The organism is Pseudomonas sp. 7SR1, assembly GCF_900156465.1.
Lineage (GTDB): Bacteria > Pseudomonadota > Gammaproteobacteria > Pseudomonadales > Pseudomonadaceae > Aquipseudomonas.
Window position 1 is genome coordinate 4,430,944 of the sequence record NZ_LT707064.1, and the last position, 11,711, is coordinate 4,442,654.

9 protein-coding genes are annotated in these 11,711 nt (G+C 62.3%); 3 read left to right on the plus strand and 6 right to left on the minus strand.

The annotated features are described in order from the left end of the window. Window positions 1–7: 7 nt before the first annotated feature. Window positions 8–1,156 (minus strand): MalY/PatB family protein, encoded by a 1,149-nt coding sequence (locus BW992_RS19825; RefSeq protein ID WP_072398480.1) that lies wholly within the window; start codon window positions 1,154–1,156, stop codon window positions 8–10. Window positions 1,157–1,244: 88 nt separating this feature from the next. Continuing rightward, complete coding sequence (locus BW992_RS19830; protein ID WP_076406956.1) at window positions 1,245–2,891, minus strand: diguanylate cyclase domain-containing protein; 1,647 nt, start codon at window positions 2,889–2,891, stop codon at window positions 1,245–1,247. A gap of 303 nt (window positions 2,892–3,194) precedes the next feature. Between BW992_RS19830 and BW992_RS19835 the strand changes: the two genes are divergently transcribed. After that, window positions 3,195–4,355, plus strand: a complete 1,161-nt coding sequence (locus BW992_RS19835; RefSeq protein WP_076406957.1) for a hypothetical protein — start codon at window positions 3,195–3,197, stop codon at window positions 4,353–4,355. Window positions 4,356–4,395: 40 nt separating this feature from the next. Here the strand turns inward: BW992_RS19835 and BW992_RS19840 are convergent, their stop codons facing one another. Then, complete coding sequence (locus tag BW992_RS19840) at window positions 4,396–5,349, minus strand: sensor domain-containing diguanylate cyclase (RefSeq protein ID WP_072398483.1); 954 nt, start codon at window positions 5,347–5,349, stop codon at window positions 4,396–4,398. Window positions 5,350–5,352: 3 nt separating this feature from the next. After that, window positions 5,353–6,312 carry a response regulator gene (locus BW992_RS19845; protein ID WP_231991069.1) on the minus strand — a complete coding sequence of 320 codons (960 nt, stop codon included), beginning with the start codon at window positions 6,310–6,312 and terminating at the stop codon, window positions 5,353–5,355. 304 nt (window positions 6,313–6,616) lie between these two features. On the opposite strand from BW992_RS19845, the gene BW992_RS19850 reads away from it, so the two are divergent. Continuing rightward, window positions 6,617–7,399, plus strand: a complete 783-nt coding sequence (locus BW992_RS19850; RefSeq protein WP_072398485.1) for a DeoR/GlpR family DNA-binding transcription regulator — start codon at window positions 6,617–6,619, stop codon at window positions 7,397–7,399. A gap of 40 nt (window positions 7,400–7,439) precedes the next feature. Here BW992_RS19850 and BW992_RS19855 read toward each other — a convergent pair whose 3' ends face one another. Then, on the minus strand, window positions 7,440–9,143 hold the full coding sequence (locus tag BW992_RS19855) for an ABC transporter ATP-binding protein/permease (protein ID WP_072431189.1): 1,704 nt from the start codon (window positions 9,141–9,143) through the stop codon (window positions 7,440–7,442). Window positions 9,144–9,343: 200 nt separating this feature from the next. On the opposite strand from BW992_RS19855, the gene fhuF reads away from it, so the two are divergent. After that, window positions 9,344–10,033 carry a siderophore-iron reductase FhuF gene (fhuF, locus tag BW992_RS19860; RefSeq protein ID WP_083526384.1) on the plus strand — a complete coding sequence of 230 codons (690 nt, stop codon included), beginning with the start codon at window positions 9,344–9,346 and terminating at the stop codon, window positions 10,031–10,033. 24 nt (window positions 10,034–10,057) lie between these two features. On the opposite strand, the gene BW992_RS19865 is transcribed toward fhuF, so the two are convergent. After that, a complete protein-coding gene (locus tag BW992_RS19865) occupies window positions 10,058–11,710 on the minus strand; it encodes a cyclic peptide export ABC transporter (protein WP_072431190.1) in 1,653 nt (550 codons plus the stop codon). Between the last annotated feature and the right edge of the window lies 1 nt (window position 11,711).

An 11,711-nucleotide genomic window follows, 5' to 3' on the forward strand; every position in this document is an offset into this window, starting at 1 on the left:
CTAACGATCAGCCCCTGGCTTTCAGGCTGCGCTCCATCCGGGCGATACCTTCTTCCAGCAGTGCCCGCGGACAGCCGAAGTTCAGGCGCACGAATTGCCCGGCATCGTCGCCGAAATCCAGCCCGGCGCTGAGGCCTACCCTGGCCTCGTCGAGGAAGAACGCGTGGGGATTGTCCAATCCCAGCGCCGAACAATCCAGCCAGGCCAGGTAAGTGCCTTGGGGAACGGTCATGGTGATACCGGGCAGCCGGGTATTGACCGCATCCACCAGGTAATCGCGGTTGGCCTGCAGGTACGCCTTGAGGGCTTCGAGCCAGGGGCCCGCTTCGCTGTAGGCGGCGCGTGTGGCCTCCAGACCCATGGCGTTGACGCTGTCCACCATGCCTGCCCGGGCATTGTTGACCCGTTCGCGGACCTTGGCGTCCTGGATAATGGCGAACGAGGTTTTCAAGCCGGCGATGTTGAAGGCCTTGCTGGCCGACATCAGGGTGATGGTGCGCTCGGCGATAGCCGGGCTCAGGGACGCGGTGGGAATGTGCACGCGGCCGTCGAAACACAGTTCGGCATGGATCTCGTCGGAGATGATCCAGGCGTTCTGCTCCAGGCAGGTGCGCGCCACGGCTTCGAGTTCTTCCCGGGCGAACACCTTGCCCAACGGGTTGTGGGGATTGCTCAGCAACAGTGCGCCGCCACCTTGCAGGGCATCGCGCAGTGCCGCCAGGGGCGTATGGAATTGGCCGTCGAGCGGCTCGAACGGCAGCTCCACCTTGTTCAGGTTCCAGTGGCCCGGGGCATTGCGCAGCGGCGGATAGTTGGGCACCTGCACCACCACGTTCTGGTCCGCCTCCACCAGGGCGTGCAGGGCCATGTTGAAGCCCGGCTCGACCCCCGGCAGGAACACGATCTGCTGGGGCTCCACGCGCCAGGCATATTTATTCCACAGATCCGTCACGATGGCCGCCCGCAGGTTGTCCTGGGCCACGCTGTAACCCAGCATCGGATGTTCCAGGCGTTTGCGCAGTGCATCGATGACCACCGGCGGGGCGGGGAAGTCCATATCGGCCACCCACATCGGCAGCACGTCGGCCGGATAGCGACTCCACTTGGTACTGCCGGTGCCGTGGCGGTCGAATACTGTGTCGAAATCGAAAGTCATGATCGTTCCATCGGGTCGCAAAGGAAATGGCGCACATGATAAAGCAATCGGCCGGGCACTTCGCGTCCGCGTCACGTGTGCGCTACGTTCAGGCCTCGGCTTTTGTCGTCGGCGCGAGCATGGTTCCATGGAACTTCGCCTGCGACTTGCCCGCCCGCTTGGCCTGGTAGAGGGCCTCGTCGGCCTGGGCCAAGGCCTCGGTGAACGCGCCGGTGGTCCACAATGCTCCGCCAATGCTGCAACCGATGCCGATGGCTTCCCCGTCCAGGACCACCGGTTCGGCCAGCTTCGCGATGATCCGTTCGGCGGCGCCTTGCATGCTGGCCAAGGGGTCTGCCGTGCGCACGCGCAGCAGGAGCACGAACTCATCCCCGCCATGGCGGACGGCGATATCGCCTTCGCGTACGGCCGTCATGAGCCGGATGCCGACTTCCCGCAACAGCGCATCGCCAACGGCATGGCCGAAGCGGTCATTGACCGGCTTGAATCCGTCCAGGTCCACGCACAGGACGCCGAAGTCAGGCGATGCCCCAGCCTCGCTGCGTACAGCCTGGACGTACTTGTCGAGGGCCGCCCGGTTCGGCAGCCCGGTAACCACGTCGCGATAGGCAATGCCTTCGACGACGGCCAATTGGCCTCTTTTGCGCGTCAGGCTGTCGACCAGGTGACGGATCGCCGCGCTGAGGGTTTCGACTTCCCGGCTGCCCTTGAGCAATGGGATGCTCACATCGGCACCTTCGGACAGGCGAGCGGCGGCATCGGCGATTGCGTTCACCGGCCCCGTGACGATGCCGGCCACCACCCAGCCGATCACGGCGAACAGCAAGGACAGGATCACCCCCCATATGAAGATTTCCTTGCGCACTTCATGGGCTTGGGCAAAGGCGACCTCGGCGGGCTGCCGAGTCACCACCGTCCAGCCCAGGCCCGCGTATTCGTCGACTCCGACGCTCTGGGCAGAGCCTGCCACGTACAGGTTGCCGTCCGGCCAGCGTTCCACCGACCAGCTGGACTTGGCGTCATCGAGTTTCAGGCCGATGGGCTTGCCGATCATGTCCCGAGGGCCCAGCAACACCGTGCCGTCCTTGCTCAGGACCAGGAACTCCAGGCCAGGGAGGCGCTTCTGCAGCGGCACAAAGAGCGAGCGCCCCACCTCGGCGGCCCACTCCCAGGAGAGATGCGTCGCGAGCACGCCCATGAAATGCCCGCTTTCGTCCCGGACCGGCATGCTGATATCGACAAACTTCATGGCTTCGCCGGAAGGGTTGGGAAGCAGCTTCGCCAGCATCACGGCTTCATGCACGTCGCCGACGAAGGTACTGTCCCGTCCATTGGTGAAGACCGGCCGATGGGAGATGTCGACGCCTTCGAGCAGGCTGTCGGTGGATGCCACGACCGTGCCTCGGGCATCGGTCAGCCCGATCCAGGAATAACTGGGAAACTGGTCGCTCAGGTGATTGAGCAGCGCCTGCGCTTGGGCGCGGTCTGCGGAGTCGCGCAACGCCTCCAGCTTGCTCAGGACGGTGAGGGCCTTCGAACGGCTATTCATATCGCGATCAAGGCGATCGATCATGGAATAGGCGTATTCGCTCAGCTGGAGACCGGTCTGTTCCTTGAGCCGGGATACGGATGAGTCGCCAATGACGGTGCCGAATATGCCGCTGAGCACCAGCACGACCAGGGCGACGACGACGGCGAATCGCGCGCGCAAGCTACGAAATGACAGGAAAGACATGTTATGCCCGTAGGGAAGGAGACGAGGGGCCTGCATTCCCTGGCCATTTTTTTTGCCTATGGTCGCAGAATTCATGGATTTGAAACACTGCTTGTTTCAACAAGCGGCCTGCGGGGCGACAGAGTCTGGTCGAGCGATGCGCCGTGAGCGAACGAGTCTGTAATGCCGGAGAGTCGCGGGTGACGGGGTGGCGCGGCGTCACCCAGGCTTGAGGGTTGATTGCCTCGATCCTCGGGCCTCCATTTGTTCGCAACCGTGCTAATTTCTAGCAAGTCGACGCACACATTTTTCAAGGATGACACGATGTCCAAAGGATCTGTTTATCTGGCTGGCTGGGTCATGGCGGTCTGCTCAGGCTTTTCCACCGCACCGTTGGCCGACAAGGAGGCCCGTGTCTACACCGGTACGCTGGGGGGCATGCCGATCGTACTGGAGCTCGATTCCAGTTCGGGCGAGGGCCGCTATTTCTATCGCAAGTACCGCAAGGACCTGATGCTCAGCGGCAAGAAGCAAGGCCAGACGCTGGTGCTGGACGAAGGCCAACGTCGGCATGACAGCGATGCGCCGGGGCCGCAGCTTCATCTGGTGACCACGGCCGACGGTCTTGACGGCGAATGGCGCAGTGGCAAAGGCAAGGTCCTGAAGATTGAGCTCGAGCCGGCCAGGCTGGCCGATGTGCCGGGCGGAACGTTGCCCTATATCGCCCGGCTCCACGACAGCGCGCCCTACGAATACCTGCGTCTTCAGGGCATGACGCTCAAGCCGGGCAAGACCGGGACGTTCAATGGCTACTCGTTGCAATGGTGGATCGAGCCGCAGACGAAGTTGACCCTGTTCGAAGTGGTGTCGGGCTACAGCGTCGAAGAGCGGCAGCGGATCAACCAGCAATTGTTGGGGCGCCTGTGGCAGGAAGTGGTGGGGTACTACGGGTGCCTGGCCGGTGGTGAGGCAAGCTCCTACGATCAGACGATCAAGCCGCTGCTGATGACGCCCTCGGTCATTAGCGTGAACATCGGCACCGCGTACAGTTGTGGCGGTCCCTATCCGGATCACAACAACGTTGCGCTCAATCTCGATGCGAAGACCGGCCGGCCCCTGGTGCTCGAGGACGTGCTCTGGGTCGGCGAAGGCAAGCCGTTGCACTACGACGAACTCGACAGTCAGAGCGACGCATCCGCCGACGGATTCGCGGCCTTCTCCGCCTACCGTTCCAACGAGTTCGCGCCCTGGCTGGTGGCGCAGTTCCTCAAGCTTTATCCGAACCCGATGAGCAGCGACGAAGAGTGCGCGTACAGCGAGGAGGACCCGTGGCGCTTCCCATCCTGGTACTTCACCGACAAAGGCCTGATGATCGAGCCTTCCTTCCCCCATGTCGCCGCGGCGTGTGGTGGAGTCGAGTGGAGCGTCCTGCCCTATAGCCTGGTCAGCAAGCATCCGGGTGCAGTAGCGCTGCAGTTGCCCTGAAGGGCGGTGGACACCCTGACCCGGGGTGTCCCAACATGCATCACTCGTACACTGTCACCCGGTTGCGCCCGGTCTTCTTGGAGGTATACAAGGCCTGGTCGGCCCGGGCGATCAGGTCGGCGTGGCTGTTCAGCGGCTGGTTGAGCTCGGCCACCCCGAGGCTGATGGTGAAACGGATGACCTGCTCACCGTAAGGCACGTCCATTTCCTCGACGGCCTTGCGCAGGCGTTCGGCGAACATCCCGGCGCCGACCTTGTCGGTGTCCGAGAGCACCACGCCGAATTCTTCACCACCATAGCGCCCGGCAATGTCCGAATCACGCACGTGCTCGCGAACCATCGCGGCGATCTGTTCGATCACCTTGTCGCCCGCCGGGTGCCCGTAGGTGTCGTTGATCCGCTTGAAATGATCGATGTCGAACATCACCAGGCTGGAAGTGTTGCCATAGCGCTGGTAGCGGGCAAAGGCGGCTTTCAGGCTTTCTTCCCAGTGGCCGCGGTTGTACAGCCCGGTCAGCCGGTCGGTGCTGGAGAGCTTCTGCAGTTGCGCGTTGGCGGCCTGGAGCTGATGACGGTTGGTGGCGACGTCCGTGACATCGTAGATCACCAGGCAGATGTGGTTGATCTTGCTGTCGGGCGAGCGCAGGGGCAGCAACGTGGTGTTCTGGAACATGTACTCTTCCTGGCCGGTGATCGGCTGGTAGCTCTTGAACCGCACCAGGTATGGACGTTGCTCCCAGACCGTGAACGCTGGCGTGCCCAGGGCGGCGACGCTTTCGACCTTGCGACTGAACCATTGACGGTCGACTTCAGGAAACAGGCTGAAGAAATGCTGGTTGTGGGCGTCCTTGGGTTGTATCCCGGAACGGTTCTCCATGAAGGTGTTCCACACTTGCACCCGGTAGTCGCGGTCGAGCACCACCACGCCGACATCGATGCTCTGGACAATCGCCAGCAACCAGTGGAATTCGTTCAGATCGACAGGATTGTTCATGGCTCAGCTCATCAAGTAGGCGAGTTTGTGGGTCAGCCGCTCGATGGAGTCTTCCGTGAACAGCAACAGCAGGTCGAAGCGAATGTCGTGGCCTTCCAGGCCGTAGCTGATTTCCACCGCCAGGGTCTTTTTCCAGTGGGTGCGGTTGACCCGGATGAGCTCCTCGATGGCGGCGTGCTGACCGAGCACTTGTGGGTGGCCTTGGGAAAACACCACATCGATCTGCTCGGCGATGCTGCTCAGGCATGCACCGATCAGCACGCTGGAAAGGTCCAGTAGCATTTCCAGGTCCGAGTAGTCGGCGCTCTGGCGCTGCATCAACTGGGCGATATCGGCGATTTCCGAATCGTGGAATATCAGCAATGCTTCGCCGGCGATGCCACTGCCGATGAACCCCTGGCAGATGGCGGTCAGTTGCTGGGAGCTGCCGGCGTCGGCCAGCGCCATGTGCAGCTCGCCCACTTCCAGGATATTCACGTTCGGCACCGGCAACTGCACGAAGACCCCCAGCACCCTGGCGATCAGCGCGGCGGCGCGACCAATGGCCACGTTGACCGTTTCGCGAAAGGCATCGTGAAAATTGATGGCGGTATTGGCGGCCGAACGATTCTGCGACGACACCAGGCCGGGGCCGTTCAGCAGGCCCAGGCGACTGAGGGTCTGGCGCAGCTCGTTTTCGTCGAAGGGTTTTTTCAGAAAGGCAAGGGCGCCCAGTTCATGTACGCGGCGCACCGCTTCTTCCTGGATGTCGCCGGAAATCACGATGACCTGGGCCTTCAGTCCCTCGGCGCGCAAGGCGCTCAGTACTTGATAACCGTCCATTTCCGGCATGGTCAGGTCAAGCAATACCACCTGGCCCAGCCCCTGGCGTATGGCGTCCATCGCCTGGCGTCCATGGCTGGCCTCGGTGATGGAGACGGGCCAGTCCGCCGGTAATGCCCGTAGAACCTGCTTACGGGCCATATTGGAGTCGTCGCATACCACTAGGGGAATCACTGACACAGACAAGGCTCTCATCGGGGAAAGTACTAGGGCATGATGCCATAGGCCCTTTAAACCACCTAATAAGAAGGGTTATTACCTGCAAATTGTTTCGGTGGTCTTCTGTTTTGAAGCACCGGCCGCCGCGGAAGTTCGATTTGAAAGCCGGCGCACCCAGGTGCCGAGAGCTAACGAGACGCCGCACATGCGCTTTGACGGCAAGACCAATAACCGGCATATTGCTCGCTTATGATTGTTTGTGCTTGTTTATGCGGGTTGTTGATCCATGAATACATCATCAGAAGCTTTTCCCGGCGAACGCCAGCAGTTGATCAGGGACCGCCTGGCCCTGTATGGCCGGGTGATCGCGGCCGATCTGGCCAGCGAGTTCAAGGTGTCCGAGCATTCCATACGGCGAGACCTGAGCGCATTGGCCGCGGCGGGGTTCTGCAAGCGTGTCTACGGCGGCGCCATCCTGTTGCCTGTCGCCGAAGGGCCGATGGATGTGCGGGTACGCCAGGATACGGCGCGCAAGGGGCGACTTGCCCAGGCGGCGGCTTCGTTACTGAGTGAAGGGCAGCACGTGTTCATGGATGCGGGTTCGACCAACCTGGCCATCGCCCGTGCCATCGACCCCAGGCTGCCATTGACCGTGGGCACCAATTCACCGCTGATCGCGGTGCAGTTGATGAAGCTGCCCTGCGCCAAGGTCATTTTGCTGGGCGGCCAACTGGATCCCGTCACGGGTGGGGTGATCGGCTTGACGGCTGTACGGCAGTTGCAGCAGTTCAGTTTCGACCTGTGTTTCCTCGGCGCCTGCGCCATCGATGCGGACAACGGCATCACCGCGTTCGGCCTGGATGACGCGGAATTCAAGCGTGCGGTGGTGGCCGCGAGCGGCCAGGTGGTGGTGGCGGTGACCAACCAGAAACTGTCCAGCATCGCTCACTATCAGGTGGCGTCCTGCGAGGAGGTCTCGGCCCTGGTGGTGGAGCACGATGCGCCACGTGAGCGGTTGGAGCCGTTCCTGAGCAGGATTTCCAATGTCCTGACCGGGGCCCGCGAATGATGCCGGGAGATGGCAGATTTCGCGCTCGACGACTGCTGGCTCAGACGGCCTGCTTGACCTTTCGGCAGGCCCACTGCGCTTCGCTCTGCAGCTCCAGCACTTGCCAATGGAAGCGTTCCAGGGAGGCATTGTGGCCGACGCTGATCATGATGGTTTCCGGCAGTGCCTGCCTGAGCATCTGGTAGCAGCGCGCTTCGTTCTCCGCGTCCAGCGCTGAACTGCTTTCATCCAGGAACAGAACCGCCGGGCGAGCCATCAGCGCCCGCACGAAGGCGCAGCGTTGCTGCTCGCCGATGCTCAGGGTCTGCGCCCAGTCCCGATCCTCATCCAGTTGCTCGCCCAGGTGCTGCAGGCCGACTTGCTCCATGGCCAGGCGCAGGTTGGCCTCTTCTTCCGGGCGGGGCGGGTTGGGATACCACAGCGCCTCGCGCAGGCTGCCCAGGGGCAGGTAGGGTTTCTGCGAAAGGGTCAGGGCCCGTTCGCGATCATAGGAACTCGAGCCGCAGGCGTGATGCCAGAGCCCGGTGACAGTGCGAATCAACGTCGACTTGCCGTAGCCCGACGGGGCGCTGATCAGCAGGCTGTCGCCAGGTTCCAGGGAGAGGTTGAAGCCCTTGAGCAAGCGTCGGCCGTTCGGCAGCCAGACGTCCAGGTCCTTGATGTGGAGCCCCTTGGCTTGGCGTCCGAGGGTGACCTTGGACTTGACCTGGACGTTGTCCAGGCGCTCCTGGAAGCCTACCAGCCGGTCGATCACCGATTTCCATTCCGACAGCTCCGGGAAGACCCCCACCAGGTAGGCAATGGCCGCGTGGACTTCGCCGAAAGCCGCGCTGATCTGGGTCAGGCGGCCCAGGGGAAAGGCGCCGGAGAAGAACTGCGGCGCCATGATGAACATCGGGATGACCGTGGCGCTGCGCAGATAGAAGGTCGAATAGCCCATGATCAGCTTCTGTTTTTTCACCAGCGCCCAGAAGTTCTCCAGTGCCGCTTCCAGGCGTTGGTTGAAGCGCTGGTTTTCCACGGCTTCGCCCCGATACTGCGCGACCGAGTCGGCGTTTTCCCGCAGGCGGATGAGGGAGAAGCGGAAATCCGCCTCGCGTCGCTGCTGCATGAAATTGAGGCCGGGTAACGCGCGTCCCAACCAGAATGCCAGGCCGGTGCCCAGCAGCGCGTAGACCAGGGCGATCCACACCAGCAGGCCCGGGACCACCACGGCATCGCCGGCGAAGGGGATGCTGACCAGGCTGGAGGCTTGCCAGAGGATGTGCAGGAAGGAGAACAGCGACACCACCGAAGTCAGCAGGCCCAGGCTCAATTTCAGCGACTTGACGATGAACAGGTCGATGTCTTCGGCGATCCGCTGGTCCGGGTTGTCCACCTCGGTCTCGGTGAGTTTCAGCTTCTGATACCGCTGGGCGCCCAACCATTGATCGAGCATGTTGCGCGTGGCCCAGCGACGCCAGCGCAGGGTCAGTTTCTGCTGGAAGTGAAAGGCGCCGACGGTGAAGGCGGCGGTGCCGACCTGCAACAGGATGAATTGCACGCTGCCGACCAGAAAGCCAGGGTAGTCCAGGGCTTGCAAGGCGTTATAGAAATGCAGGTTCCAGAAATTGGTGAGGATGTTGACGCCCACCAGGCACAAGGTCATCAGCACGGTGGCCGCCAGCAACAGCAGGGCCGGATACTTCTCTTCGGATGCCCAGAAAGGCCGCGCTAGACGCCAGAAATTGCGGAGTGTGTGCATGTGGTTTTCGGTGAGCCCGGTCGCTGACGACGTTGAGTTTGCAAAGGAGGGAGGATAGGATCGGCCAATGCTAATCGTTTGCATTAATTTGGGAAAGCCACGGGAGCCCCGTCATCGAATTTCCAGAATGGCTTGAACAAGCGTGGCCGCCGATTAAACGGGTGGTCCGGCCGCTATCCGGCGAGCAATCGTCCGTCGCCCTGAGCCGGCTCGCCGACCCAGCCGTACTGAATCCGTTGCTGGCCAGCTTCGCCTTGCAATACCCGGGGGTGAATCGTGCCGCCGTGGTTTCGCAGTGGTCGATGAACTACATGAGCATCGTACTGCCCGCCACGTTCGCCTGCGTGCTGACACGCCATGGCCGGATCGACTTCTGGGGCGAAGAGGCGGTGCTGTTCCATGAACAGGGCCAACCCCAGTCCCTCGGCTTGCCCGGCTCGCTACCGGCGCTGTCCGCCGGCGAGCGTGCCGAGTATTGGTCGCAGTTGATTCATCGGCACATGGCGCCGCTGTTCGCCACCTTGGCCGCTGCCGGTGGCCTGGCGCCGAAGATAATGTGGGGCAACCTGGTCGCCATCTGGGACGGTGCCTTCGCCAGGATGGACCCCGACCTGTGCCGGGACGGTTTCGCCGAGGCACACCGCTGGCTGGAACAGGCCGTGGTGAACGATGGACGGTTGAAACTGCGGGGTCTGCAACGCATGGTGGAATCCCCCGCGCCGCAGATCTGCCCCTGCTTGCCGTTGCGTCGGCATTGCTGCCTGCATTACCAACTGCACGAACCCGTCGAAGGGCAGACACCGGTGCTCTGCGAGTCCTGTCCCAAGCTGCATCGCCTGCCTCTGGCCGAGCAGGTGAGTTACCTGCACTCCATCTACGAGGACGCCTGAGGGGCGTCGCCGCTTCGTTGTTGCCTATGAATACGCCTTGGCCAGCGCCGTCGGGCCCTCTTCGCAACGGGGCTCGATTTCGCTGAGTTTGCCGTGCTCGATGCGAATCAGGCGGTCGGCCAGGCCGAAATAGGCATCGTCGTGGGAAATGACGATCAGCAGTTTGCCGCGTTCGCGAAGGTCCGGCAGGATCCGGGTGTAGAAGAAGTGCTTGAACACCGGATCCTGGTCGGCCGCCCACTCGTCGAAGAGGTAGCAAGGGCGGTCGTCCAGGTAGGCACTGAGCAGGGCCAGCCGCTTGCGTTGTCCGGTCGAGAGCGCCAGGGTGGTCAGCCGGCCTTCCTCGATCTGCACTTTATGGTCCAGCTGCAGTTGCACCAGATAGTCCTGGGCCTGCTGCATCAGGTGTGGATCGTCGCCGTCGAAGAGGTTTTCGAACAGGCAGAAGTCGGTGAAGATCGCCGAGAAGTGCTGCCGGTAGTGGTGGTTGTCGTTGCTCGACGACACCTGTTCGTCGAGTATGATGTCGCCGCTTTCCGGACGGTACAAACCTGTGAGCAACAACGCCAGGGTGGTCTTGCCGCTGCCGTTGCCGCCCGTGATGAACACCACCTCGCCGGCATTGAGGGTCAGGTCGATGGGGCCCAGGGTGAAATGCCCATCCTCACGTTCACGGTAGTAGGTGTGGGCAACCTGTCGGCAGACCAGGTGGCGGACCTGGGTCGGCGGGATCGTCTCGATGATTTCGCCACCGGCTTGCATCTCGCTTTCCAGGGCCCGGATCTTGTTCAGGGCGACGCTGGCTCGGCCCAGGGTGGGCAAGGCATGCATCAGTTCCGACAGCGGGGTGATCATGTAGAGGATGGCCAGGATGTAGCCGGTCACCAGGCTGGCGCTGAGTTCGATGATATGGGGCGCGGCGAACAGCACCACACCGATCAGCATGTAGAACACCGCATTGCCCCAGTTCATGACCAAGGCATAGATGCTCATGCCACGGACGAAGTCCCGGCGGTATTGCAGGCTCACCGGTAGCAACAGGCGTGAGAAGAAATGCTGCCGGCGCGGATGGTTGAGCTGCAGTTCCTTGCTGCCTTCGGTCAGCAGGCGGTACTGGTCGAACAACTGATCCTTGAGTTCCCGGGCTCGGGAGATCGACGTCAGGGCCCGCCGTTGCGGCCAGTTGAAACTGAGGCTGCCCAGGATGATCAGCGCCAGCGTCAGCCCCAGCAGGGGCAGGCTGAGCCAGCCCAGGTAACCCAGGCAGGCCGCAATGATCCCGGCGTTGACCAGCAGGATCGGGACCAGTTCCACCGCCTGGCTGATGGTTTGCGTATCGTCGGTCAGCATCGCCAGCAGGCGATGCTTGCCCAGGCGTTGCAATTGCGCATAAGGCGTATCGATCAACTTGGCGCTCAGGTGCAGCCGCATATCGTGCACCGCTCCCTGTCCCAGGCGCAGGAGGCTGACATCGGAAATTACCCGCGAGACCGCTACCAGCACCACCAGGGCGGCGAAATACAGGCCGTCCACGGGGCGCAACCGATCGAACACTTCCAGGCTGTGATTGATGTTGGCGATCAGGCCCGCCGCGGCCAGCCCGCAGACCAGGCCCGTCAGGGTCGCGATCGACAAGGCGCGCCAGGAACGTTTGGCCATGAGTAACAACAAATCCATT